Origin of the sequence: Tabrizicola sp., assembly GCF_022842145.1 — a bacterium.
In the GTDB taxonomy this organism is placed as follows: Bacteria; Pseudomonadota; Alphaproteobacteria; order Rhodobacterales; family Rhodobacteraceae; genus Tabrizicola.
In genome coordinates, this window is sequence record NZ_JALHQD010000010.1 from 51,599 (window position 1) to 76,581 (window position 24,983).

At 66.5% G+C, this 24,983-nt stretch carries 25 protein-coding genes and 1 pseudogene; 11 read left to right on the top strand and 15 right to left on the bottom strand.

Translation table 11 applies throughout. The features are described 5' to 3' along the window. Positions 1-10: 10 nt before the first annotated feature. A complete protein-coding gene (locus Q0C42_RS19180) occupies positions 11-985 on the bottom strand; it encodes an ABC transporter permease (protein WP_295079846.1) in 975 nt (324 codons plus the stop codon). After that, on the bottom strand, positions 982-1,935 hold the full coding sequence (locus tag Q0C42_RS19185; protein WP_295079849.1) for an ABC transporter permease: 954 nt from the start codon (positions 1,933-1,935) through the stop codon (positions 982-984). The genes Q0C42_RS19180 and Q0C42_RS19185 overlap by 4 nt, the downstream gene beginning before the upstream one ends. A 165-nt stretch (positions 1,936-2,100) precedes the next feature. Here Q0C42_RS19185 and Q0C42_RS19190 point away from each other — a divergent pair. Continuing rightward, positions 2,101-2,202: pseudogene (locus tag Q0C42_RS19190) on the top strand (nucleotide exchange factor GrpE); the annotation flags it as partial. Positions 2,203-2,323: 121 nt separating this feature from the next. Here the strand turns inward: Q0C42_RS19190 and Q0C42_RS19195 are convergent. The 9 genes from Q0C42_RS19195 to Q0C42_RS19235 all read right to left on the bottom strand — a co-directional run bounded on the left by Q0C42_RS19195 (position 2,324) and on the right by Q0C42_RS19235 (position 11,947). Further along, positions 2,324-3,814 carry a sugar ABC transporter ATP-binding protein gene (locus Q0C42_RS19195; protein WP_295079852.1) on the bottom strand — a complete coding sequence of 497 codons (1,491 nt, stop codon included), beginning with the start codon at positions 3,812-3,814 and terminating at the stop codon, positions 2,324-2,326. Between the two features lie 72 nt (positions 3,815-3,886). Continuing rightward, positions 3,887-4,903, bottom strand: a complete 1,017-nt coding sequence (locus Q0C42_RS19200) for an ABC transporter substrate-binding protein (protein ID WP_295079855.1) — start codon at positions 4,901-4,903, stop codon at positions 3,887-3,889. Between the two features lie 30 nt (positions 4,904-4,933). Beyond that, entirely contained in the window at positions 4,934-5,848 is a 915-nt protein-coding gene (locus Q0C42_RS19205) for a sugar phosphate isomerase/epimerase (RefSeq protein WP_295079858.1), read from the bottom strand. Positions 5,849-5,853: 5 nt separating this feature from the next. Continuing rightward, positions 5,854-7,002 (bottom strand): Gfo/Idh/MocA family oxidoreductase, encoded by a 1,149-nt coding sequence (locus Q0C42_RS19210; protein WP_295079861.1) that lies wholly within the window; start codon positions 7,000-7,002, stop codon positions 5,854-5,856. Further along, positions 6,995-7,720 (bottom strand): SDR family NAD(P)-dependent oxidoreductase, encoded by a 726-nt coding sequence (locus Q0C42_RS19215; RefSeq protein ID WP_295079864.1) that lies wholly within the window; start codon positions 7,718-7,720, stop codon positions 6,995-6,997. The genes Q0C42_RS19210 and Q0C42_RS19215 overlap by 8 nt, the downstream gene beginning before the upstream one ends. Continuing rightward, positions 7,717-8,634: a MurR/RpiR family transcriptional regulator gene (locus tag Q0C42_RS19220; RefSeq protein ID WP_295079867.1), complete on the bottom strand. Its 918-nt coding sequence runs from the start codon at positions 8,632-8,634 to the stop codon at positions 7,717-7,719. Before Q0C42_RS19220 ends, Q0C42_RS19215 begins: the two co-directional genes overlap by 4 nt. After that, entirely contained in the window at positions 8,631-9,398 is a 768-nt protein-coding gene (locus tag Q0C42_RS19225; protein WP_295079870.1) for an oxidoreductase, read from the bottom strand. Before Q0C42_RS19225 ends, Q0C42_RS19220 begins: the two co-directional genes overlap by 4 nt. 98 nt (positions 9,399-9,496) lie before the next feature. After that, the gene (locus Q0C42_RS19230) at positions 9,497-10,360 is read right to left on the bottom strand and encodes a PfkB family carbohydrate kinase (protein ID WP_295079873.1); all 864 of its coding nucleotides are present in this window, start codon (positions 10,358-10,360) and stop codon (positions 9,497-9,499) included. 75 nt (positions 10,361-10,435) lie between these two features. Continuing rightward, entirely contained in the window at positions 10,436-11,947 is a 1,512-nt protein-coding gene (locus tag Q0C42_RS19235; RefSeq protein WP_295079876.1) for a UxaA family hydrolase, read from the bottom strand. Positions 11,948-12,011: 64 nt separating this feature from the next. Here Q0C42_RS19235 and Q0C42_RS19240 point away from each other — a divergent pair, with 64 nt between their 5' ends. Both Q0C42_RS19240 and Q0C42_RS19245 read left to right on the top strand, forming a co-directional pair. Next, the gene (locus tag Q0C42_RS19240; RefSeq protein ID WP_295079879.1) at positions 12,012-12,752 is read left to right on the top strand and encodes a GntR family transcriptional regulator; all 741 of its coding nucleotides are present in this window, start codon (positions 12,012-12,014) and stop codon (positions 12,750-12,752) included. Beyond that, positions 12,749-13,714: a sugar phosphate isomerase/epimerase family protein gene (locus tag Q0C42_RS19245; protein ID WP_295079881.1), complete on the top strand. Its 966-nt coding sequence runs from the start codon at positions 12,749-12,751 to the stop codon at positions 13,712-13,714. Before Q0C42_RS19240 ends, Q0C42_RS19245 begins: the two co-directional genes overlap by 4 nt. A gap of 76 nt (positions 13,715-13,790) precedes the next feature. Here Q0C42_RS19245 and Q0C42_RS19250 read toward each other — a convergent pair whose 3' ends face one another. Beyond that, the gene (locus Q0C42_RS19250; RefSeq protein WP_295079884.1) at positions 13,791-14,813 is read right to left on the bottom strand and encodes an aldo/keto reductase; all 1,023 of its coding nucleotides are present in this window, start codon (positions 14,811-14,813) and stop codon (positions 13,791-13,793) included. 90 nt (positions 14,814-14,903) lie between these two features. On the opposite strand from Q0C42_RS19250, the gene Q0C42_RS19255 reads away from it, so the two are divergent. From Q0C42_RS19255 to Q0C42_RS19270, 4 genes are read left to right on the top strand one after another with little or no spacing between them, the layout of a single operon-like run. Beyond that, the gene (locus Q0C42_RS19255) at positions 14,904-15,716 is read left to right on the top strand and encodes a BtpA/SgcQ family protein (RefSeq protein ID WP_295079887.1); all 813 of its coding nucleotides are present in this window, start codon (positions 14,904-14,906) and stop codon (positions 15,714-15,716) included. Then, entirely contained in the window at positions 15,713-16,801 is a 1,089-nt protein-coding gene (locus Q0C42_RS19260) for a M20/M25/M40 family metallo-hydrolase (RefSeq protein WP_295079890.1), read from the top strand. The genes Q0C42_RS19255 and Q0C42_RS19260 overlap by 4 nt, the downstream gene beginning before the upstream one ends. Further along, the gene (locus Q0C42_RS19265) at positions 16,798-18,288 is read left to right on the top strand and encodes an FGGY-family carbohydrate kinase (RefSeq protein ID WP_295079893.1); all 1,491 of its coding nucleotides are present in this window, start codon (positions 16,798-16,800) and stop codon (positions 18,286-18,288) included. The genes Q0C42_RS19260 and Q0C42_RS19265 overlap by 4 nt, the downstream gene beginning before the upstream one ends. Beyond that, positions 18,285-19,022, top strand: coding sequence for a creatininase family protein (locus Q0C42_RS19270; RefSeq protein ID WP_295079896.1), 738 nt, complete (start codon positions 18,285-18,287; stop codon positions 19,020-19,022). The genes Q0C42_RS19265 and Q0C42_RS19270 overlap by 4 nt, the downstream gene beginning before the upstream one ends. Positions 19,023-19,103: 81 nt before the next feature. On the opposite strand, the gene Q0C42_RS19275 is transcribed toward Q0C42_RS19270, so the two are convergent. The 3 genes from Q0C42_RS19275 to Q0C42_RS19285 all read right to left on the bottom strand — a co-directional run bounded on the left by Q0C42_RS19275 (position 19,104) and on the right by Q0C42_RS19285 (position 21,735). After that, positions 19,104-19,559 (bottom strand): RbsD/FucU domain-containing protein, encoded by a 456-nt coding sequence (locus Q0C42_RS19275; RefSeq protein ID WP_295079898.1) that lies wholly within the window; start codon positions 19,557-19,559, stop codon positions 19,104-19,106. 94 nt (positions 19,560-19,653) lie between these two features. Then, positions 19,654-20,619 carry a carbohydrate ABC transporter permease gene (locus Q0C42_RS19280; protein WP_295079901.1) on the bottom strand — a complete coding sequence of 322 codons (966 nt, stop codon included), beginning with the start codon at positions 20,617-20,619 and terminating at the stop codon, positions 19,654-19,656. Positions 20,620-20,631: 12 nt separating this feature from the next. Continuing rightward, on the bottom strand, positions 20,632-21,735 hold the full coding sequence (locus Q0C42_RS19285) for a carbohydrate ABC transporter permease (protein ID WP_295079904.1): 1,104 nt from the start codon (positions 21,733-21,735) through the stop codon (positions 20,632-20,634). Between the two features lie 389 nt (positions 21,736-22,124). Between Q0C42_RS19285 and pufB the strand changes: the two genes are divergently transcribed. The 4 genes from pufB to Q0C42_RS19305 all read left to right on the top strand — a co-directional run bounded on the left by pufB (position 22,125) and on the right by Q0C42_RS19305 (position 24,858). Continuing rightward, positions 22,125-22,280 (top strand): light-harvesting antenna LH1, beta subunit, encoded by a 156-nt coding sequence (pufB, locus tag Q0C42_RS19290; RefSeq protein WP_295079907.1) that lies wholly within the window; start codon positions 22,125-22,127, stop codon positions 22,278-22,280. 10 nt (positions 22,281-22,290) lie between these two features. After that, a complete protein-coding gene (locus Q0C42_RS19295; RefSeq protein WP_295079910.1) occupies positions 22,291-22,599 on the top strand; it encodes a light-harvesting protein in 309 nt (102 codons plus the stop codon). 132 nt (positions 22,600-22,731) lie between these two features. Then, a complete protein-coding gene (locus tag Q0C42_RS19300) occupies positions 22,732-24,183 on the top strand; it encodes a PucC family protein (protein ID WP_295079913.1) in 1,452 nt (483 codons plus the stop codon). A 42-nt stretch (positions 24,184-24,225) separates the two neighbouring features. Beyond that, on the top strand, positions 24,226-24,858 hold the full coding sequence (locus Q0C42_RS19305; protein WP_295079917.1) for a hypothetical protein: 633 nt from the start codon (positions 24,226-24,228) through the stop codon (positions 24,856-24,858). The last annotated feature ends 125 nt before the right edge of the window (positions 24,859-24,983 follow it).

The window sequence follows — 24,983 nt, forward strand, 5'->3', positions numbered from 1 at the left end:
AAAAGCCCTTTCAGTTGCGTTCGGTCAGACGGATGAAAAGCGCGGTGACGGCAAGGATGATCAGGCCGAAGAGGATGCGGCGGCCGCCCTCGGGGATCTGCATCAGCGTCAGCATCGAGGTGAGGACGGTCAGGATCAGCGCCCCGACGATGGTGCCGCCGTAGCCGCCGCGCCCGCCGAAGATCGAGGTGCCGCCAATGACCGCTGCGGCGACGGAGGGAAGGTCGAGGGGCAGTGCCAGCGACAGGGACGCGGTCTTGATCTGGCCGAGGTAGAGAAGGCCGGTGATCCCGGCGATGAGGCTGGAGATCGTGTAGAGCGTCAGGTGGACCTGCCAGACGCGGACTCCGGAGAGTCGCGCGGCAGCCTCGTTCGCGCCGATGGCGTAAAGGAGCCGCCCGAAGCCGCTGCGGCGCTGCGCCCAGATGATCAGGATGGCGAAGGGGATGAAGAGGGCGAGGCTGTTCGGCAACCCGAAGGTGCGGCCGGTGCCGAGCCAGAGGAGGGCGTCGGGGATCAGGACCCCCGTGGCGATGACGTAGCGCTGGTAGACGAGGAGGCAGCCGGTGGCGATCAGCGCGGTGCCAAGCGTCATGATAAGCGGGTGGACGCGGCAGATGGCGATGCCGAAGCCGTTCACCAGGCCGATCAGGACGGCCGAAGCCAGGGCGATGGCGATGGCGGGCGGGACCCCGATCAGGGGGGCCAGGGTCGCGGTCAGGTAGGCCGAGATGGTGGCGGCGGTGCCGACGGAAAGGTCGATGCCTCCGGTCAGCATGGTCATGGTCTGGCAGGCCGCCAGCATCGCCAGCGGAATGGCGATCTTCAGCGTGTTCGAGGCCCAGAACATGCTGAGGACGCCGGGGTTCAGGATCGCGAGGACGGCAACCAGCACGATCAGAAGGCCGATCAGCGGCAGCAGCGGTCGGTCGACCATCAGGCGGCCAAGGCGGGACATCGTGGTGGGGGTGTCGGTCATGGTCATGTCTTGTGCCCTCGTGTCGCCAGCACCGCGCCGAACATCACCACGGCAACCATGATCGTGCCCTCGATGATCGCGGCGACGTTGGGGTCGACGGAAAGAAGCGTCAGGTCCATCCGCACCGTGCGCAGGATGAAGACGGCAAGGATGGGGCCAAGGATGCCGCCCCTGCCGCCGCCCAGCACCACACCACCAAGGACTACGGCGGCAACCGAAGCGAGGAGGTAGGGACCTGGGATCGGCTCGCCGATGCCGGTCGACATGGTGACGCTGAGGCCGCCGAGGGCAGCGAACAACCCGCAAAGGGCGTATGCGATGATCCGGGTCTGGCCGACGGGCACGCCCGAGCGGAAGGCGGCCAGCGGGTCGGAGCCGATGGCGTAGAGCCGGAGGCCCAGTTTGGAGCGGCGGATCGGGACCCAGATCAGGGCGGTGATGATGGCCAGAAAGACCACGGCGCGGGGCAGCCAGTCGATCCCTGGGATGCCTCCGGCCGAGAGGGCGCGCAGCCATGGCGCCGCACCGCCTCCCGGCGCGTTCAGGATCAGAAGGGCGACGCCCTGCCAGACGAAGAGCATGGCAAGGGTCACGACGATGTCGGGCACCTTGGAAACGGTGATGAGCAAACCGTTGATGGCGCCCATCGCGAGACCAAGAAGCAGGACGCCGAGGACGATCAGCACCGACTGGCCATCCGACGCACCCTCCATCAGCACGGCCCCGGTCACGCTGGCGACGGCCATCATCGCCGCGATGGAGAGGTCGATGCCGCCGGCAAGGACAACGATGGCCATGCCCACTGTCGCCAGCGCAAACGGGAGGGCGGCCCGGGCCAGGCTGTCGAGGCCCGAGGCGCCGAAGTCGGGCTGGATCAGCTTGGTGCTCACGAGGAGGATCGCGAGGAGGACGGCGAGGCCGAGGGTCCAGGTGTTGGCGTCGATCCAGCGCTTCATGGCCTGGCCCCATCGCGTCGGGGAAGGGCGGCTGTCAGATTGAGCGCCTTGCGGCGCGCGCCTTTTGTCTCGCCGCTTTGCGTGAAGGACGCAAAGCGGCTCGGAGATGCCTCCGGCGGGGATACTTGGGCAAAGATGAAAGGATGGTCGGATGGGCGGAATTGCCGGGCGCTGGCCGATGCCGAAAACGCGCGCAAGCGGGCCGACCGCGACCGGAAAGCCGCCGAGATGTACGGCAGCACCGGGCTCTCCCAAGATCTTCTGCCTTCGGACCGGTTGAGGCAGCGCAAGCCGCTTGGGGTGGGTGTTGCGTGGACCCTTTGGCGGCGGGCGCTTTCCTTCCCCCGCGGGGGAGAGGGTGTGTGGGCGGGCAGGAGGGACAGGATTGTCATGCCGGGGCCTTCTCGGTCAGCCCGTAAGCCGCGCGCATCAGGGTGGCCTCGTCGGCGTCCTTTGCGTCGATGATGTCCACCACCCGGCCGTTGAAGATCACCACGGCGCGGTCGCAGGCCAGTCGGATCTCGGCCAGTTCCGAGGTGTAGAAGAGGACCGCCGCACCCTGGTCGGCCAGGTCGCGGACCAGCGCGTAGATCTGCCGCTTGGTGCGGATGTCGATGCCGCGTGTCGGGTCGAAGAGAAGAAGCGTCTGCACCCCCTTGGCGATCCAGCGGGCGATGGTGACCTTCTGCTGGTTGCCGCCGGAGAGGCGGCGGACCTCGCCTTGTGCGCGGGTGTCGATCTGCAGCGTCTCGATGGCGGCGTTGACCTTGGTGGCTTCCTCGCCCATCCGGATCGCGCCCCAGTTCCGCATGCGGGCCAGGAGCGGCACGGCGATGTTCTCGCGGACCGAGCGGGACATCAGAAGCGCATGCGCCCGGTCGCCGGGAACCAGGGTCAGCCCGGCGGCAATGGCGTCGGCGGGATGGGTGAAGGACTTGCGGTTGCCGTCGACCTCGACCGCCCCGGCACTGGCCTTGCGGTTGCCGGCGAGGACGTCGAACAGTTCATCCTGGCCCTGCCCTTCCAGCGCCACGACGCCAAGGACCTCCCCTTTGTGCAGGTCGAAGGAAACGTCGGTCAGCCGCGTGCCGGTCCTCAGGCTTCGCACGCGAAGGCGCGGCGTCACGGCGGGGACCGGCTTCACCGGGCGTTCTTCGGCGACCGCCGCAGCGACGGCTCCGCCAAGCATCATCTCGACGATGCGGTCCTCGATCCCCGGTTCGATCTTCACGTCGCCCACGGTGAGGCCATCGCGCAGCACGGTGGCGCGGTCGCAGATCGCGGCGATCTCGTTGAACCGGTGCGAGACATAGATGACGGACCGGCCCGCATCGGCCTGAGCACGGACGACCTTCAGCACGCGGTCCACCAGGTCGGTCGGCAGGGCTGCGGTCAGTTCGTCCAGCAAAAGCACATCCGGCTCCAGCGCCAGCGCGCGGGCGAGGTCGACGATGCGCAGCGATGCCAAGGGCAACGTGCGGATCATCTCGTCCGAGGAGAGGTCGGGCAGGCCAAGCTCGCGGACCCAATGCCGGAACGGCTCCATCGGGGTGTCGCCAAGGCGCAGGTTTTCGGCGACGGAAAGGTCGGGGATCAGCGAGGGTTCCTGGTAGACCGGCACCAGCCCCCATTTCCGCGCCCCGGCAGGGTTGGCGACGGTGCTGTCGCGGCCCTTGATCCTGACGTGGCCCGCATCGGGTTTCAGCACCCCGGTCAGGATCTTGACGAAGGTGGATTTCCCCGCGCCGTTTGCGCCCATCAAGGCGACCACCTGGCCACGTCTGACCTGCAACGAGGCGTTCTTCAGGGCCTGGACCGCGCCAAAGCGCTTGGCGACACCCGTGGCGTCAAGAACGGCGTCGAAGGCGGCATCCGGCATGGCAGGCTTTCGGACAAGGGAAGGCGACCCCCGGTGCTGGACCGGGGGCCGGATTGGATCAGCCGGGCAGGCTTACTCGCCCGGGCCCTTGCAGGCGATGATCTGGTCCATCGTGTAGTTGGTCCAGCCCTCGATCGAGACAGAAACCGGCCATTCGGGCGACAGGTTCGGGTTCGCCGCGGCGGCAAGCTTGGCCTTGCCTTCCTCGGTCACGTTTTCCCACAGAGCCGGGTCGACGAGCACGGTCTTCTCGGCCGGCATCTTGCCGTCAAGGATCTGGATCGCCAGCGCGACACCCGCACCACCGACCGAGCCGGGGTTGGTGACGGCAGCACCCTGCAGCCCTTCGACCGAGGACAGCTGGCCGACGAAGCCCGCGTTGTCGGCACCCACGACCGGCACCATCGGCGCGCCGCTTTCAACCAGCGCATCGACAATCACGTTGTCGATTCCGCTTGTCCAGATGCCCTGGAACGGGACACCCGCCGCGATGATGTCGTTGATCTGCTGCTTGCCCTGGTCCTGCTGCCAGCCGGTGAAGACCTCTTGCGCCACGGTGATTTCCGGGAACTCGGCCATCGCCTTCTTGAAGCCGACGTCGCGGTCGTTGTCGGCGCCCGCGCCGGCGGCACCGCGCATGTAGACGACCGCACCCTTGCCGCCCATCTGTTCGAACAGCCACTTGGCGCCCAGATAGGCATATTCGGTCTGGTTGTTCGACAGGATGTAGGCCGAAGGCTCGGTCACGGCCTGGTCGACGGCGACGACGACGATGCCGGCATCGGTCGCTTCCTTGATCGCCGCGTTGATCCCTTCGGCGTTCGAGGGGTTGACGACGATGGCGTTGACGCCGGCCTGGATCAGGTTGCGGATGTCCTCAAGCTGGCCCGCGGCGTCGGTGTTGCGGTGGGCGATGTTCAAGCTTTCGACCTTGCCGGAAGCCAGAGCTTCGGCCTTCATCGCGCAGACCATCTGCTCGCGCCAGCCGTTGCCCTGAACGGTATTCGAGATGCCGATCTTGTAGCCCTCGGCTTGCGCCATTCCGGCCAGGCCCAGGGCCATCGCGGTTCCAAGAAGCAGTCGTTTCATGGTGATCCTCCCAGATCGTTGGTAGTGGTTTTACTTGACGTAGGGGCGCAGGATGTCCCGAGCCAGCGCGAAGCCGCGTTTGATTTTTTCGTCCGAGCCTTCGAAGTCGCGGTCCTCGTGTTCGATGATGATGGAGCCATCGTAGCCCGCGCGATAGAGGGTGGCGAAGAAATCTTGCCAGTCCACTTCGCCAAGGCCGGGCATTCGCGGGATCTGCCAGCCCATCCCCGCCGACAGGATGCCGTGGTCGTAAAGCCCGTCGCGGTCGATCATCAGGTCCTTGGCGTGGACATGGACCATGCGCGACCCGAATTCCCGGACGAAGCGGCCCGCGTCGATCATCTGCCAGACCAGGTGGGAGGGGTCGTAGTTCATGCCGACGGCATCGCCCCAGGTGTCGAAGATGCGCCGCCAGATGCGGGGGGCGTAGGCGATGTTGTGCCCGCCCGGCCATTCGTCGTGGCTGAATATCATCGGGCAGTTTTCAAACGCCAGCGTCACGCCGCTGGCTTTCGCGTGGGCGACGATGGGCGCGAAGATTTCGGTGGCGCGGGTCCAGTTCTGGTCCACCGTAAGGCTGCGGTCGCCGCCGACGAAGCTGTTGACAACCTTGACGCCCATCAGGCTGGCCGCCGTGATGACCTTCTTGAGGTGGCCAATTACCGCCTCGCGGTGGACGGCGTCGGCGTGCAGCGGGTTCGGATAGTAGCCAAGTCCGGAGACGCTCAGGCCCTTGGCGCGGAGCATCCCCATGATTTCCGACCCGCGAGAGGCGGACATATCCTCGATCGGCAGGTGCGCGGTCCCGGCGTAGCGGCGCTTTTCGCCGCCGGCTTGCGGCCAGCAGGCGATTTCCAGCGCCTCGAAACCGGCGCTGGCGGCGTAGTCGGCCACTGCTTCCAGGGGCGTGTCGGCGAAGGGTGCGGTGAGGATACCTAGCTGCATCTGTCTTATCCCACGTTGGCCCAGGTGCCGCTGGCGGCGCTGGCCAGCACCGCATCGCAGAAGAGCATCTCGTAATGGCCGTCGTCAAAGGTGGCCCAGGTGGAGTCCGCCCCCCTGCCCCCACGTGCGACGTCGCGGTAGACCTGAGTGAAGAAGGCGGCCCAGGTGTCGGCAAAGCCTTCGGGGTGGCCGCCGGGCATGAAGGCGGCGGCGGCTCCGGTCGGGTTCATCAACGACGGATCGCGCAGAAGGATCTGGTTCGGTGCCTCGCGGTGGCCGATCCACAGGTCCTCGGGGTGCTCGGCGGACCAGGCGGCCGAAGCCTTGGAGCCGGAGATGTCCCAGCACAAAAGCCCGCGCCGTCCGTGGCTGATCTGGCTGGTGGACATCATCCCGCGCCCGCCATTGGCATAGCGCAGAAGGATGGTCGCCGCGTCGTCGGTCTCGATCTTGCGGGTTTCGGTGGGGCCTTTGGTGGCGGTGAAGGTCTCGACCGGGCCAAGCGGCTTCTGGCGTTCGGGGATGAAGGTCGCAAGGTCGGCCATGATCGACACCGGCTTCTGCCCGGTGACGAAGTTCGTCAGGTCCACCCAATGCGTGCCGATGTCGCTGACCGAGCGCAGCGGGCCACCCTCTGCCGCCTCCAGCCGCCAGTTCCAGTCGGTGTCCTTGGCCAGCCAGTCCTGATGGAAATGCCCGGTGATCAGGCGCAGATCACCAAGCTCCCCCGCCTTCATCATCCCGTGGGCGTGCTGGTTCAAAGGATAGAAGCGCGTGTTGTAGCAGACCGCCGCGACCTTGCCCGAGGCCCGCGCCATTGCCACCATTTCGGCGGACTGGGCCGAGGTCATCGCCAGGGGCTTTTCGCAGATCACGTGTTTGCCCGCCGCAAGGATCGCCTTGACCTGCGGGTAATGCGCGACGTTGGGCGAGGTGACATGGACCATCTGCACCGCCGGATCGGCGAGAAGTTCATCCAGCGAGCCATAGGCCTTCGCCACCCCCAGCGCCCGCGCCCGGTCCGCGCCACGTGCGGCGCTGGAGCCAAGGACGCCAACGATGGGGATTCCCAGGCGCCGCAAGGTGGACAGATGCACCGCGCCGATGAAGCCGGTGCCGACGACAGCCGCGCCGATGGTGGAAAGATCAGACAACGGAATATCCCCCATCGATGGCAAGGCAGGTGCCCGTCATGAACCCCGCCGCCGAGGATGCCAGAAACAGCACCGGCCCGGCAATGTCATCAGGCTGGCCCCAGCGGCCCATCGGCGTCCGCAGGTTCACCGCCGCCACATGCGCCGGGTCGGTCCGGCTGCGCGCCGATTGCTGGGTCACGATGAAACCGGGGGCGACCGCGTTCACCCGGATGCCATCCCCGGCCCAGGCAATCGCGAGCGACTTCGTGAGCTGCACCACGGCGGCTTTCGACGCGCCATATGCCGGGTTCTTCGGACTGCCAAACATCGCATACATCGAGGCGATGTTGATCAGCGCGCCTTTCGCCGCCTTCAGCGGGGCGTGAAACGCCTCGGCCATGCGGAAGGTGCCGTGCAGGTTAACGTTGACGACGTGGGCGAAGAACTCCGGTGCCATCTCCTCGCCGCGCGCGGTGATCGCGGCGCAGTTGACCAGGACATCCACCCGGTCATGCCGCGCAGCAAAGTCCTTCACCGCCGCGCCGTCGGTCACGTCAAGCTGAGTATAGGCGAAGCGCGCCGCATCCTCGGGTGCGGGTTCCGCCTCGGCCCCGGTGATCCCGACCACCGCGCCCGCATCCTGGAAGGACCGGGCAATCGCGGCACCAATCCCGCCCCGGCTTGCGCCGACCACCACGACTTCCGCCCCGGCGAAATCGAACCGGCTGTGCATCATGTCGTCCTCCCCCCGGACCTGCGACCACCATCCTTGGCCAGCCGCCGAGTCGATGCAATGGAATTCTCAATTTTCCGGTTTTGAACGGTTTCAACCGATCCCAGCCTGCGTCCCAGCCCGACGATCATCGCCTGTGCCACGATCATCGCCGGCACCTGGCTGCGGAAATGGCCAAGCCGCGCTTCGTTGACGTAAAGGACATGCGTCGCCAGCCCCGCCACCGGGCTCAGCGCATTGTCGGTGATGACCAGCACCCGGTTGCCCCGCGCGGCAGCCAGCGTCACGACCTCGACCGTCTCGGGCGTGTAGTCGTCGAAGGTCATCGCCAGAAGCGTGTCCCCCGGCCCCATCGCCGCCACCTGCATCCCCCGCATCGCGCCAAGGTTGTCCACCAGCTGCGCCCGCCGCCCAATGCTGCCCAGCCCGTAGACCGTATAGGCCCCCAGACCGAACGCCCCCCGCGCGGCGGCGACATGGACGACCTCGGAAGTCGCCAGCACCTCGACGCAGGCTGCAAGCTGGTCGCGGTCCAGCGCCTCCTCGATCCGCAAGAGCGACTGCACCGCCGCTTGCACGAAACTGCCGAAGACCGCGCCGGGCTGGTCAAGATCACCGTCGCCCAGCCCGGACAGGCGTTCCGCATAGGGCAGGCGCGGGCCAAGCAGCCGTTCGCGGAACACCAGCTGCAGGTCGGAAAAGCCCTGGAAACCCAGCTCCTTGGCAAAGCGGGTGATCGTGGCGGGCGGCACGCAGGCCAGGTCCGCCAGATGCACCAGGGTGGAGACCGCCACCTCTTCGGGGTGGTTCAGGAAGAACTGCGCCACCTGCGCCAGCCGCTTCGAGAGCCGCCCGGACCGCGCCACCAGCGCCGCCCGCAAGGCCTCGAAATCACGGGGCGGGCTTGCGTCGGTCATCGCGCCCCCGCCACGCGCTGCTCGAAGTCGATCACGGCGCCGCTGATCGGAACCGAGGCGTCGGACAAAAGGAACAGGGCCAGCCGGGCACATTCTTCTGCCGTGACGAGGCGACCCAGCGGCTCTGCCGCGGCAACCTGCGCCTCCCACCCTTCGCCCAGAAGTGCGGTCTGGATGCGGTGCTCGGTCTCGGTCGCGACCCAGCCGAGGTTGATGCCGTTGACCCGGATGCGGTCGGCCATATGGGCATGGGCCGCATTCTTCGTCAGCGTAAGCATCGCGCCCTTCGATGCCGAATAGACCGCCAGCTCCGGGGTGCCGCAATGGGCGTTCATCGACAGGATGTTGACGATTGCGCCCCCTGCCCTGCGCCGCTGCATGTCGGCGATGGCGGCCTGCATCAGAAGAAACCCCGCGCGACCGTTCACCGCGAAAAGCGCGTCCCAGATCTCGGCCGTCCCTGTGGTGAACGAGCCGCGCGTCGTCAGCCCCGCCGCGTTCACCAGCCCGTCGATCCGCCCGAACCGCGCCACCGCCGCCGCCGCGATCTGCGCCGGACCGAAAACCTCGGCCAGATCGGCGACCAGGGTTGCGACCGGGACTGCCGCAAGCTCGGCCGCTACCCGGTCCAGCCCCGAGGCGTCCCGGTCGGTCAGAAACAGCCCGCCGACACCCTCGGCCGCAAGCGCGCGGGCGATTGCCGCGCCGATCCCGCTGGCCGCCCCGGTGACGATCACTGCCGCCTTCTGAAGCCCAAGTTCCATGCACAAACCCCGACCGGCAGTCGCCGGCACATCGTGGCGGGATGTCTGCCGACTGGAAAGTCTTTCCGTGCGGCAGACCCCGAAAAACCGCAGGCCGCTTAGCCTGACGCGCTGACGTGCAGGGCGGCGGCGTGCGATGCCCCTTGCAGGGCCTCGCGCAGCGGCACGTCCCGGACCAGTGCTGCGCCCAGTGCACCGATGAATGCGTCCCCCGCGCCGTGGCTGGAGACGACCTTGACGGATTCGGCGGGCAGTTCCAGCGCCCCGTCCCCGGGCAGGACCGCGGCCAGGCCCAGGCTGCCTGCCGTCACGATGACGGTCGCGAACCGATCCGACAGCCGCCGGGCCGCCGCCGCGGCGCTGGACAGGGACGAGACAGGGCTCCCGCCCATCATCTCGGCTTCGACCGCGTTGACGACCAGCACGTCGATCAGGGGAAGAAATGCATCCGACAGTTGCCGTGCCGGGGCGGCGTTCAGAAGCGTGCGGATGCCCCTGCGCCGTGCCTCGGCGGCGGCGGCAAGGTTCAGACTTTCCTCGACCTCGTTCTGCAGGATCAAAAGCCCGACGTCCTGCCAGAGGGCCGGTTGCCGCAGACCGGCCGGATCGACCAGAAGGTTCGCGCCCGAGACGATGGTCGCCGCATAGTCGCCCGCGGCATCCACCAGCGCGACGCTCATCCCCGAGCCGACATTGGTCATCGTCGCCACGAAGGCATCGTCCACCCCCCCGGCTTGCAGCGCACCCCGCAGGAAGGTCCCGAAATCGTCGGTGCCGACCGCCCCGAACATCCGGCAGGAGGCGCCGGCACGGGCGACCGCAACCGCCTGGTTGCCGCCCTTGCCGCCGAACTTGGGATACCAGCGACTGCCGGTGGCCGTTTCGTCCCGGCGGGGCAGTTGGTCGGCTTCGACCATGATGTCATAGTGCAGGCTGCCGACGACGAGGACGGTGGCGGTCACGTCAGGACCTGTGCGGCCCGCATCCGGTCCCGCAGGACCAGCCTTGAAGAACTGCCCAACTTACCCCCTCCCCGGCTACATCACCGCGCCGATCTGCCAGGGCACGAACTCGGCCCCCCCGAAGCCCAGTTCCTCGGACAGCGTCTGTTCGCCCGAAGCGACGGCGATGATCTTGTCCAGAATCTCTGCGCCCTTCGCCTCGATGCTGGTGCCGTCGATGATGTCACCGCAGTTGATGTCCATGTCCTCGGCCATCCGCTGATACATCTCGGTGTTGGTCGCAAGCTTGATGCAGGGGCTGGGCTTGTAGCCAGAGACCGACCCGCGCCCGGTGGTGAAGACGATCATCGTGGCGCCGCTGGCGATCTGGCCGGTGACGCTGCAGGGGTCATATCCGGGGCTGTCCATGTAGACGAAGCCCGGTGCGGTGATCGGTTCTGCGAACTTGTAGACACCGCTGAGAGGGGCCGTGCCGCCCTTGGCCACCGCACCCAACGATTTCTCCAGGATCGTCGTCAGCCCGCCGCGCTTGTTGCCGGGGCTGGGGTTGTTGTCCATCTCGCCGCCGTTGATCGCGGTGTAGTTCTCCCACCACCGGATGCGCTCGATCAGCTTTTCGCCGACCTCCGGGCTGACCGCGCGGCGGGTCAGCAGATGCTCAGCCCCGTAGATCTCGGGCGTTTCCGACAGGATCGTCGTGCCGCCCATCCGGACCAGAAGGTCGCTGGCATGGCCCAGCGCCGGGTTGGCCGTGATCCCGGAATACCCGTCCGACCCCCCGCATTGCAGCCCGATGATCAGCTTCGACACCGGAGCCGGAGCGCGCGCGACCTTCGACGCGACCTCTGCCATCTCGCGCAGGACCTCCAGCCCCTTGGCGATCGTGGCCCGCGTGCCCCCGGTGCCCTGGATCGTCATGTAGCGGAAGTTGCCATCCGGCCGCAGCCGCCCCTGCCCGACCAGGTCCGGGACCTGCATCACCTCGCAGCCCAGCCCCACCAGAAGGATGCCGCCGAAGTTCGCGTTCCGCGCATAGCCCTTCAGCGTGCGCATCAGGGTGTCGTAACCCTCGTTCACCCCCGACATGCCGCAGCCGGTGTTGTGCACGATGGGGACGAAGCCGTCGATGTTCGGCATCGACGACAAACCTGGGTCCTTCTCGGCCGCCTCGGCGATGAAGCGCGCCACCGAGCCCGAACAGTTCACCGAGGTCAGGATGCCGATATAGTTCCGCGTCCCCACCTGGCCGTCCGAACGGTGGTAGCCCATGAACTCCCGCACCGGCAGCGGCTCCAGCGGCGCCGCCTGCTCGCCGATGGCGTAATCGGAACTGTGCGGGCCCATCCCAAGATTGTGGCTGTGGATATGGCCGCCCTCGGGGATGTCCTCGGTCGCCTGGCCGATGGACTGGCCGTAGCGCAGGACGATCTCGCCCCTGGCAATGGCCCTGGTCGCCAGCTTGTGGCCGCGTGGCACCGGGCCGGGCAGCGGCACCGTCACACCCGCCGGGGTCGCCCCCTTCGGCAGGTCGGTCAGCGCGATGACAAGGTTGTCAGTCGCGTGCAATCGGATAGTAGCATCGGCCATCTTGTCACCACCACCGCCCGCCCGGCATTCTTGACAGGCGGCCCATCGAGTCTAACATGTTAGCATGCTACAACCCCAATCGACCGGATCACAAGACGAGAATGCCGCGGACCGGCTTCTGCCGCTGGACCGGTTTCAGGGCTCGCTCGGCCAGCGGGTCTACCATAGCCTGAAACATGCGATCCTGACGCTGGCCTACCGTCCCGGCGACATCATCCGCAAACCCGACATCTGCGAGCGTCTGGGCGTCTCCCGCAGCCCGGTGGCCGACGCCGTGGCAAAGCTTGCCTCCGACGGGCTGGTCGATGTCGTTCCCCAGGCCGGAACCTTCGTCACCCGCCTGTCGATGACCGACATCCGCGAAGGTGCCTTCATCCGCGAGGCCATCGAGGTCGCCGCCGCCGAGCGGGTCGCCACCATGATCACCGAGGACCAGCTTCGCGAGCTGCGCCGCAACGTCCGGATGCAGGAGGCGCTGGTGGCGGACGGCGACCAGCAGGGCTTCATGGCGCTGGACGGCCAGTTGCACGAGATGATGCTGTCCTTCACCGGCTTTCCGCGCCTGCCCCAGGTGTCGCAGACGGCCTGGCTTTCCGTCCACCGCGCGCGCCAGTTGATCCTGCCGGTCGCGGGGCGGCTTCAGGCGACGCTGGACGAACACCGCGCGATCCTGGCCGCCTTCGAGGCGCAGGATCCCGACGCCGCCCGCCGCGCCATCCAGCACCACCTGCGCCAGCTTCTGACCTACCTTGCGCCGCTGGAACGTGCCCACCCCGAGCTTTTCTCACCGCAAGGACAGTCATGACCCTTCCCAATCGCCCGCGCTACGCCACCCGGCTGAACGCGTTCAAGACGAAGGGCGACACCGTGGCCCAGATGATCGCCGCCGCGGGCAAGGTCGGGGGGCTTGATGCGGCCGACCTGAATTATCCCGACCACTTCGACCACCATTCTCCGGCCGAGCTGGGGCGTATCCTGGCCGACAACGGAATGGCGCTGAACGGCCTGGCGATGCGCTACTACACCGACCCCGGTTTTCGGCTCGGGTCCTTCACCCACCCGGAGGCCACCACCCGCCGTGCCGCCATTGAACTGACCAAGCGCGGAATCGATGCGTTGGCCGAAATGGGCGGACGGCTGATGACGCTGTGGCTGGGGCAGGACGGTTTCGACTATTCGTTCCAGGTCGATTACGCGCGTCAGTGGGACAACACCATCGCCGCCATCGCCGAGGTGGCCGACCACAACGCGTCCGTTGACATCGCCATCGAATACAAGCCGAACGAGCCCCGCGCCCATGTCGTCATGCCCGACATGACCACGACACTGTTGGGTCTGGCCGAGGTCGGGCGCCCGAACACCGGGGTCACGCTGGACTTCTGCCACATGCTTTTTGCCGGCGAGATGCCAGCCCGCGCGGCGATGCTGGCGGGCCGCCACAGCCGCATCCTGGGGGTCCACCTGAACGACGGCTACGGCAAGCGCGACGACGGGCTGATCGCAGGATCGGTGCATCCCGTGCAGACGGTGGAACTGTTCGTGGCCCTGGATCGCCTGGGGTATGACGGGGTGATCTACTTCGACACCTTCCCCGACCACGGCGGCACTGATCCTGTCGGCGAGGCGCGGGCGAATATCGCCGTGACCGACCGCCTGCGCGCCATTGCCCGCACAATGGCAGGCAATAGGGAACTGGCCGATGCACAAGCGCGACAGGACGCCGCCGCCGCCACCCGGCTTGTCATGAGCACGCTGTACGGCACCTAGACGCTCGTCGGTGGACTTCGTCCCTCCTCGCGGGTGCTCCCCGACGAGAAGCCGAAGGCGCACGAGGAGGCGCTTGTTAGATCGGCACGTCCTGTCGCAGCAGCCCCTCGGCGCGCAATTCCTGCCACAGCGCCTGCGGGATCGCGGTCTTTGCAGCCGCCAGGTTCGACGCCATCTCCGCCAGCCCCTGCCCGCCGGGGATGACCGAGACCACGGCCAGATGCCGCAACGGGAACTGGAAGGCCGCATCGACCAGCCGCACCCCATGCGCCGCACAGAACTGTTGCAGCCGCACCGCCTTGGTCATCACCCAGTCTGGCGCCGGGGCATAGTTCCAATGCGCCCCCGGCCGTGGCCCCGTGGCAAGGATGCCGGAGTTATACGGACCGCCGACCACGATCCCGACGCCCCGGTCCACGCACATCGGCAGGAAGCTTTCCTGCGCCTCCTGCTCCAGCAGCGTGTAGCGGCCCGCCAGGAGGAAGATGTCGAAATCCCCCCGCTCCAGAAGCCACTGGCAGGGCTGCCATTCGTTGATCCCCCCGCCAAAGGCCCGGATCACCCCCTGATCACGAAGGGCCACCAGCGCGCGGTAACCGCCCGCCATGAACTCCTCCAGCCGCGCCTGCATCTCCGCCTGGCCGCCGTGGGTGAAGATGTCCAGGTCATGGGCGTAAAGGATGTCGATCCGGTCCACCCCCAGCCGTTCCAGCGAGAACTCAAGGCTGCGCATCGTGCCGTCGTAGCTGTAGTCGAAGGTCTCCTTCCGGGCCGGAACGTCGACCCATTTGCCGATGCCGTCGCGCTGATCCGGAGCCACGGCATGAAGCAGGCGCCCGACTTTGGACGACAGGACATAGGAGTCCCTTGGTTTGCCGCGCAAGAGCCGGTTCAGCCGCGTCTCGGACAGGCCCAACCCGTAAAGCGGCGCGGTGTCGAAATAGCGCACGCCTCCGTCCCACGCGGCCGTCAGCACCGCATGCGCCTCGTCGTCCGAAATCGCCTTGAAAAGGTTGCCGACCGGCGCCGCCCCGAAGCCCAGCTCGGTGAAGGTCAACCCGCCGTTTCCCAGCCGATCCCAGTGCCTTGTTGCCAGCATGTGTGTCCTCCCTGACACTGACATGCTAGTATGATCCCGCTTCCCGTCCAACTTCTTTCACGCTAGCCTGCCCGGCGTGGGAGGATCATGATGTCGCATTTTCAAGCTGTTTTCGGGGACAAGAAGCCGGTCATTGCAATGGTGCACCTTGGGGCATCGCCCGGCGCGCCGCTTTATGACGACGCCCGCGGGGTCGAGGGAATCCTCGCTGGTGCCCGGGCGGACCTGAAGGCACTTCAGGCAGCAGGCTTCGACGCGGTGATGTTCGGCAACGAAAATGACCGCCCCTATGAGCTCAAGGTCGACACCGCCACCTCCGCCACGATGGCCTATGTGATCGGCCGCCTGCGGGACGAGATCACCGTGCCGTTCGGCGTCAACGTCCTTTGGGACCCGATGTCCAGCTTCGCCGTCGCCGCCGCAACCGGGGCCGCCTTCGTGCGCGAGATCTTCACCGGCACCTATGCCTCGGACATGGGAGTCTGGGCCCCCGACGCCGGTGCTGCCGTCCGCTATGCCCAGCGCCTTGGCGCCGGGAACGTCGCCCGCCTCTACAACGTCTCAGCCGAGTTCGCCGACAGCCTCGACCGCCGCCCCCTGCCCGACCGGGCGCGGTCGGCCGTTTTCTCCTCGATCCCCGACGCGGTACTGGTCTCCGGCGCGATCACCGGCGAGGCCGCGCGGATGGAGGACCTCGAAGGCGTCAAGCGCGTCCTGCCCACCACCCCCGTCCTCGCCAATACCGGCGTCAAGCATACCACCGTCGCCGATGTCCTCGCCGTCGCCGATGGCTGTATCGTCGGTTCGGCGCTGAAGATCGGCGGCGACACCTGGGCCGCCGTCGACCCCGACCGCGCCGCCGATTTCATGGCCCGCGCCCGTGCGGCCCGGGGCGGGAAATGACGCTGCCCTCGGTCGCCGACCTGACGGTCGAACTGATGCTGCTCCCCGGCCTTGCGGGGTATGAGACCCGCGTCGCCGCCGCCATCGCCGGGCATCTCGACAGCCTCGGCCTTACCCACACCTCCGACCGCCTCGGCAACCTGACCTGCACGCTTCCCGGCGACCCTGCGCTCCCGCCCGTGATGGTCTTCACCCACATGGACCAGCTTGGCTTTATCGTCCGCAAGGTGGAAGCCACCGGCCTCATCCGCCTCGAACGCCTCGGCGGTGTCCCGGAACGCGCCTTGCCCGCGCAAGCCGTCCTCCTTTGCGCCGACCAGGGCGACCTCCCCGCCCTCATCGCCAACAAAAGCCACCACGCCACCACGCCCGACGAGAAGTACAAGGTTCTCCCCTACGCCGACCTCTACGTCGACGCGGGCTTCATGTCCAAAGCGGACGCCGAATCCGCAGGCGTCCGCATCGGCACCCCCGTCACCTACCTCCCCCGCGCCCTCACCCTGGCGAACGGCCGCATCGCCGGCACCTCGGTCGACGACCGCGCCGGCTGTGCCGCCCTCCTGAAACTGGCCGAGGCGCGCCAGGGCAAACCCGGCCCCACCCTGCACCTCGTCTGGTCGGTGCAGGAGGAATACAACCTCCGCGGCGTCCTGCCCGCCGCCACGGCCCTGCAACCCGCCATCGCGCTGCAGATCGACCTCCTCCTCGCCTGCGACACGCCGGACATGACCGCCCGGGGCGACGTCACCCTCGGCGGTGGTCCCGGCATTTCACTCTACTCCTTCCACGGCCGCGGCACCCTGAACGGCGTGATCCCGCACCCCGCCCTTGTCCACCTGTTCGAGGACGCCGCAAACACCGCCAACCTCCCCCTCCAACGCTCCGCCCACACCGGCGCGCTGACCGACCTGTCCTACATCCAGTTCATGGGTCCGGAAGGCGTCGCCTGCCTCGATGTCGGCTTTCCCATGCGTTACTCCCACTCCGCGCTGGAAGTGGTCGACCCCAAGGACCTTGACGACCTCGTCACCGTCCTTGACACCGCCCTGTCCGGCATCACCTCCGATTTCAAGCTGACCCGATGACCCACACCCGCGGCCCGCATACCCTTGGCATCGACATCGGCACCTTCGAATCCAAGGGCGTCCTCGTCGATGCCCAGGGCCATATCACCGCCAGCGCCAGCCGACCGCACAAGATGATCGTCCCCCGCGCCGGATGGGCCGAGCACCGGGCCGAGGAGGACTGGTGGGGCGACTTCGTTTTCATCACCAAGGCCCTTCTCCAGCAGTCCGGCCTTGACCCCAAGGACATCAAAGCCGTCGCCGCCAGCGCCATCGGCCCCTGCATGTTGCCGGTGGACGCACACGGCAAACCCCTGATGAACGGCGTCCTTTACGGCGTCGACACCCGCGCCACCGACCAGATCGCCGCGCTCAACGCCCGGATTGGCGAGGCGACCATCCACCAACGCTGCGGCAATGCGCTGACCTCGCAATCCGTGGGCCCAAAGATCCTGTGGCTCAAGGAAACCCACCCCGACCTTTACGCGCAAACGGCGATGGTCCTGACGTCCACCAGCTACCTCACCTGGAAGCTGACCGGCGAATACGTCATCGACCACTACACCGCCGCGAACTTCTCGCCGCTCTACGACGTGACAACCCAGAACTGGACCGCCGACCTCGCGCCCGAAATCATCCCGCTGGGCAAGCTTCCCCGCCTGATGTGGTCGACCGAGATCGCCGGGCACATCACCGCCGCAGCCGCCGCCGAGACCGGCCTTGCACAGGGCACCCCCGTCACCTGCGGGACCATCGACGCAGCGGCCGAGGCGGTCAGTGTCGGCGTCCAGCACCCCGGCGAGATGATGATGATGTATGGCTCGACCATCTTCATCATCCAGGTCACCGGCCAACCCGTCCGCGACCCGCGCCTGTGGTATGCGCCCTGGCTTTTCCCCGGCATGCACGCCTCGATGGCGGGGCTGGCGACATCCGGCACGCTGACCCACTGGTTCCGCGACCAGTTGGCCCGAGACACGGATTTCCCTGCTTTGGTGGCGGAAGCAACCGACAGCCCCAAGGGCGCCAAGGGGCTGATCTGCCTGCCCTATTTCTCGGGCGAACGGACCCCAATCCACGACCCGCACGCGCGGGGGGCGTTCTTCGGCCTGAACCTCACCCACACCCGCGCCGACATGTTCCGCGCGGTGGTCGAGGGCATCGCCGCCGGAACCGCCCATGTGCTGGAGACCTATGCCGAAGTGGGCGCATCCCCTGACCGCGTGCTTTCGGTCGGCGGCGGCACGAAGAACGCGCTCTGGCTGCAGGCGACCTCGGACTTCGGCGGCGTCGCGCAGCATGTCTGCGAAAAGACCATCGGTGCCAGCTACGGCGACGCCTTCCTGGCCGCGCTGGCCATCGGGGCCGCAAAGCCCAAGGACATCCTGGACTGGAACCCCAACGCGAGCACGGTGACGCCGGAATCCGTCCCCGCCTACGCCACGCAATACCCGCTCTGGAAGCGCCTTTACGCGCAGACCCAAGACCTGATGCAGGCCCTGCCGTGACCGAGTTCGCCCGCCTCCGCCCGCATCAGTTGCAGGAGGCCATCGCGGCGAACACTCCGGTCGTGCTGCCGATCGGCGTGATGGAATACCACGGCCAGCACCTCCCCTCCGGCGTGGACCTCCTCGCCGTGACCGAAGTCCTCGACCGGCTGGGAAACCAAATCATCACCCTGCCCCCCTTCGCCTATGGCGCGGCCTCGCATGCCGTGGCGGGACCAGAGGGCACCGGGACGCTGCACATCGACGCCGGGGCGATCCTGCCGCTGGCCGAAGGACTGTTCACCGCGCTTCTGAAGGCAGGTTTCCGCAACATCCGGGGCGTGATCCATCACCAGACCGAGGGCTTCGACCAGGGCATGCCCACGGACCTTGCCTTCCGGCTGGCGGGGCGCAACGCGATCATGCGGTTCCTGGAGGCCACGCGCGGCCCCGGTTGGTGGGGCGACCGCGGCATGCAGGACTATTACGCGCAGCAGGCGGAAGGGGCGGACCCGTTCAACTGGGTCCGCATCCATCCGCTGTTTCCCAAGGGCGCGGCCTTTCCCTTCGACCACGCCGGCAAGGGCGAGACGGCGCTGATGCAGGCGCTGGCTCCCGACACGGTGGACATGGCCCGCGCCGGGGACGGCGATCATTGGTATACCGAAGATGCCGGGCAAGCCTCTCCCGAGATGGGAGAACGCGGCGTGCAGATCGCGCTGATCCACCTGAGGCAGGTGCTGGGTCTTCCCTGACGCGCCACCGCTCGTCGATGACTTCGTCACTCCTCGCTGACCCTCCGACGAGAAGCCGAAGGCGCACGAGAAGGCGTCCACTTACAACTCCGGCAGATCCACCACGCCCTTCTTCAGGATGAAGCATCCGTAGGGTCCGCTGTCACTGGTCCGGATGATGGCAAAGGACCGCTTTGCGGCTGCATAGAAGTCGAACCGCTCCAGCGCCTGAATGGTTACGGCGCGGCCCTCCGCCTGATCGACCACCGCCTGCATCCGGTCGAATATCGGGACCTGGCCCTCGGGATTGCTGACAACCTGCATCCGGCTGACGGGCGCAGGGACGAAGGTATCCAGCGGCATCAGCGTCAGGATCGCCCGGGCGGCGGTCGGGATGTCGCATCCCGCCATGTCGATCAGGCGGCCATAGCTCGTCTCCGCCGCGATGGTCGCCGCGGGGTGGTTCACGTCACAGATCACCAGATCGTCGCCATGTCCCATCAGCATGAGGACATGAACGATCTCGGCCGACAGCCGCTGGTCGATCCCCTTCAGCATCGGGTTTTGATCGATGGGAAGGTTGACGAAGTCTGAATGCCCACAGTCAACCCCTTGATTTCATTCAGGCAAAAAGCCTGCCCACGCGCGGGCACTACTTCACCGCCCCTGCGGCCATCCCCTTGATGATGAACCGCTCCAGCACGATCCCGATCACGATCAGGGGCAGGATCGCCGCGAAGGACAGCGCCGCCATCGACCACCAGTTGATCCCCTGGCTGCCGGTCTGGCTGGCCACCATCACCGGCAGGGTGTTGGCGTGGGTCGAGGTCAGGAGGGCCGCGAAGAAATACTCGTTCCAGGTCAGAACCAGCGAAAGGATGAAGGCCGCCACCATCCCCGGCAGCGCGATGGGCACGATGATCGTCAGGAAAGCCCCCCAGATCGACAGCCCGTCGACGAGGGCCGCTTCCTCCAACTCGGTCGGGATCGTCTCGAACTGGTCCTTCATGATCCAGATGACGATCGGCAGGACCGAGAGCGTGTAAAGGAGGATGAGCCCGATCCGGGTGTCGAGCAGCGCCAGCTCCTTGTAGAGAACCAGGAACGGCAGGGCGAGCACCACGGGCGGCAGGATCAACTGCGACAGGAAGAAGAACAGGATGTCGTCGTTCTTCATCCAGGCCCATTCGTAGCGGAACCGCGACAGCCCATAGGCCGCCATCGCCCCCAAGACCACCGCCAGGGTCGAGGACACCAGCGCCACGATGGTCGAGTTCATGAACCGCTTCAGGAACTCGGCCCGGACGGTGCTTTCCTGCTGCAGGGTCTGGGGCGACATCCCGATGGACTCCCACCCCTTCCACTTCGGCGCGTAGAACAGCGCCTTGGCCCAGTCGCCCTCGGGCGTCCAAGCCTGCGGAAAGGGGACCATCTGGCCTTGCATCACGTTCGGAGCCATCTTGAAGCTGGTCGTCGCGGTCCAGTAGATCGGGAAGAGGCAGATCACGGCCCAAAGAACGAGGACGCCGTAAATCGCGGTCCGGCTGGCCCACCATTTCATGCGGAAACCGCGGTCGGCCTCGCTGTCGCGGAAGATCTGGACGGGGGTATCGGTCATTTCGGGGTCCCGTCAGGTTCTGGGGCGCGTCAGGCGGTTGGCAAATTTCATCAGGAACGTCATCGCGATGACGATCAGCACGAGGTAGACCATCGCCAGCATGGTCCCGTAGCCGACGTTCGACCTTTCCCGGTATTCCCGGAAGATGAAGCTGGTGACGGTATCCGTCGCCCCTCCCGGCCCGCCAGAGGTCACGGTGATGACGATGTCGGCCAGCTTCAGCTTGAAGATGATGCGGATCAGGATCGCGGTGACCGAGACCGGCAGCATCAGCGGGAAGGTGATCTCCCAGAAGCTTTTCCAGCCGGTGGCACCATCGACGCGGCTGGCCTCCTGCAGCTCTTTCGGGATCGCCTGCAGGCCCGCCAGAAGCATGATCATCATGAAGGGGATGAAGGTCCAGGCATCCAGCACCATGATGGTCAGCTTGGCCATCCAGGGGCTTTCGAAGAAGCTTGGATTTTCGATCCCCAGGCTGCGCGCCAGACGAGCAAGCGGGCCGAAGCGCGGCTCCAGCATCGACTTGCCGACCATCCAGCTGACGGCCACCGGCGACAGCATCAGCGGCAGAAGGAAGGCCACCCGCCAGAACTTCCGGGCGCGGATCTGACCGGCGAGGATCAGGGCCAGCCCAAAGGCGATGGCGTATTCCACGATGATGGCGAGCACATAGATGACCATGTTGCCCAGAGCGTTCCAGTAGAACGGGTCGCCCCACATCTGGACGAGGTTGTCCACCCCGTTGAACTGGCGCCCGTCGAGGCTGGAGAGGTTCCAGCTGGAAAACGCGATGATCAGCCCGAAAAGAAGCGGGAAGACGGTCAGCGAAACGACGAACAGCGCCGCCGGCAGGACAAAAAGCGTGCGCTTGCCCTGCTCGCCGCGGGTGATGACCTGCGCCCAGCACAGCGCCGTGGCCCACAGGCAATAAGCATAGAGTGTGGGCCGCCAGGTATCGAAGCCGAAGTCCAGCCAGCCCATCGATTGCGCCGCCTGCGCCAGAGCAACCAGCGCAAGCAGCGCCGCTGCGCCCCAGACGAGGGCTTTTCCAAGCCGGGCCCGGCCCGGGGTGATGTCGTCCGTGGTGACGACGTGCAGCTGATCGGTCCCGCTCATGACTGACATGTTAGCCGGGGCTTGCTGCGCTTGGAAAGCGAATTCTCGGTGGGAATGGCAAGAGAATCACCATCCCCGCCTGACGCCATTGCGTGCGTGTCAAAACGAAGCGCCCAGAAACTGTGCAACACTGTTGCTACAGACTTTAAAGGGGCTGCGACGGGTTGACGCGGATGGAAAGCAAGCAGGATCAACCATATGCGTCCCAGTATTGCGGGAAGGCACCACCATTATGTAAACCTGTCGTTACAATTGAAATTGTCAGACAAAAGTGACAGATTGCGAATTAGAACCGGCTGCCCCGGTCTTTCTGGGTGAGGGTTCGGACGGGATCAGGTCGTCACCCCGTCAAGCAAGACAGTGATGACGAGGGCACGGAGGAACATCTTATGTCTAACGATCCTGACAAGGTCTGGCCGACAGGCCTGACGCTTCGGGAAGCCGAAGAAGTACACAGCTATCTGATCGACGGCACGCGGGTCTTCGGGGTCATCGCCCTGATTGCCCACGTCCTGGTTGCCGTTTCGACACCCTGGCTCGGCTGAGGAGGAAAGCATGAACAACGCGAAAATGTGGCTTGTCGTAAAGCCGACCGTCGGCGTTCCGCTGTTCCTTTCGGCCGTGGCCGTCGGGTCTTTCGCCGTCCATGTCGCTGTTCTCAGCAACACGACCTGGGTCGCGGATTTCCTTTCGGGCAAGCCGCTTGGTGCCGGGGCAATGTCCGCAGCGCTGGTGCTGCCCGAGCAGGAGGCCGCGAAGGTGTCCTACACTGCGGGCGGCGCGAACGAGGTCCTGATCATGATGCCGGACGGCACCACAGCACGCGCCGTGCTGATGCCCGAAGCGCTGACCTCGCTGAACTGACCGAAAGGTCCGTGCGGGGGTGATCCCGCGCGGAAAAACAGACGGGCATGAGGTTCCTCTGTCCTCCGGCAGGGGGACCTCATCTCGCAACGTCCGGTCACAATACGCGTTCAATCGACGGGTGCGCCTGCGATGTTCAACTACAAGCGTTTTGCTCTTGCGCGACTGTCCGCGATCGGACCGCGCTGGCTGCCCTTTGCCGACGTCGCCTCGACCGAGGTGCCGCTGTCGCGGCTGCTGCGGCTTTCGCTGTTCCAGGTGACGGTCGGCATGGCGCTGGTGCTGCTGGTCGGCACGCTGAACCGGGTTATGATCGTCGAGTTGAAGGTCCCCGCGTCGCTGGTGGCGGTGATGCTGGCCCTGCCCCTGGTCTTTGCGCCGTTCCGGGCACTGATCGGGTTCCGGTCGGACACGTTCCGCTCGGCACTGGGGTTGCGGCGCCTGCCTTACATTTTCAAGGGCACGATGTACCAGTTCGGCGGTTTCGCCATCATGCCCTTCGCGCTCTTGGTGCTGTCGGGCTATGGCGAAGCGGTGGACGCCCCGCGCTGGCTGGGCCTCAGCGCGGCGGCGCTGGCCTTCCTGCTGGTCGGGGCCGGAGTGCACATCGTGCAGACGGTCGGCCTGGCCCTGGCCACCGATCTTGTCCCCGAAGAGGACCAGCCGAAGGTCGTCGGCCTGATGTATGTGATGCTGCTGGTGGGCATGATCCTCAGCGCCTTCGCCTATGGAGCTTTGCTGGAAACCTATACGCCGGGCCGGCTGGTCCAGGTGATCCAGGGCTCGGCGGTGGTGACCATCGTGCTGAACGGGATTGCCATGTGGAAGCAGGAGGCCCGGAACCGCGAGCGTGCGCAGGCCCCGCAACCGGTGGTCCGGTTCTCCGATGCCTGGGCGCGGCTGGCGGCCCGGCGGGGGATGCTCCGGCTTCTGGTGGTGATCGCGCTTGGCACGGCAGGGTTCGGGATGGCCGATGTCCTTCTGGAACCCTACGGCGGGCAGGTCCTGCAGATGACGGTCGCCCAGACCACGCGGCTGACGGTGGTGCTGGCCACGGGCAGCCTGATCGGATTCGGCCTGGCCTCGCGCTGGCTGGGACGGGGCGGGCAGCCGATGCTGGTCGCGGTAATGGGGGCGGCCATCGGCGTTCCGGCTTTCCTTATGGTGCTCGCCTCGGCCGTCGCCGGATCGGTGGCGCTGCTGATCGCCGCAACCCTGGCGGCGGGCTTCGGAGCTGGGCTTTTCGGACACGGCACGCTGACGGCCACGATGCGGACCGCGCCCCGCGACCAGATCGGGCTGTCGCTTGGTGCCTGGGGTGCCGTGCAGACGACTGCGGCTGGCGTGGCCATCGCCGTCGGCGGCGCGATCCGCGACCTGATGTTGCTGGCCCCAGGAACAACCGCGGCAGGAGCCGCGCCCTATATCCCGGTCTTTGCGCTGGAGGCCGCGCTTCTGGCGCTGGCGCTGGTCGCGGCCTGGCCCTTGTGGCGGCAACGGCTGGACCGGGGACAGAATGAGACTAGCTTGGAGACGAAACCCAGCGCCGTGGGCCAGGAAAGCATGGTCACGACAGAAGCGTGACGGACGGCGAACGTGATTGCGGCAATCAACAACGGGTGAGACATGACAACGATCATCACAAGACTGTATCCCGACCTCGCCACGGCCCAGCGGGTTGTCGCGGCGCTGGAAGCGAACGGCCATATGCCTGCGACCATCGATATCATCACCAAGGCGTCGGGCGTCGCCTCCGAGACGCGGATGATCGACGCTCGGGTTCCAAGCGCATCAGCCGCCGCCTATGCGCCCGGCATTGCCAAGGGGGCAGCACTTGTGGTGGTCCGCGCGCCCTTTGCCCCGCTGGGCGCGGCACGCGACGCGATGAAGGTGGTGAACCGCACCGCCGCGATCGATGTGGGCATCGAAGATGAAGACCATTACATCCGCGAGCAGCCTCGGGTCGATATTTCCGGCAAGGTCCTGCAGGGCACGGTCTTCTTCATGTCCAACCCGTTCAAGCCGTTGCGCCACGACCACGTCCTGGGGTCGAACCCGATCCTGCCGGCGAAACCCCGCACCTCGGCGATCCGCGGCGGGGCCTATATGTCGACGAAGTTCTGGCCGATGAAGCTGATCTCGACGAACCGGCAGGCGAATTCGGCGATCTCGGGCGGGTTTCTGTTTTCGAAGCTGTTCGGCATCCCGCTTCTGATCCGCGATCTTCCTTCGCGGGAGATTCTCCCGACCAAGATCTAGGCCAGTGCTGCGGGCGCGTCGGGAAGGATGTACTGACCGGCCTGAGAGACAAAGATAAGGCGCGCCGGTTGTCCGGCGCGCCCAAGTCTTGCGTAGGGTGGGCAATACTGCCCACCCTAAAGTGT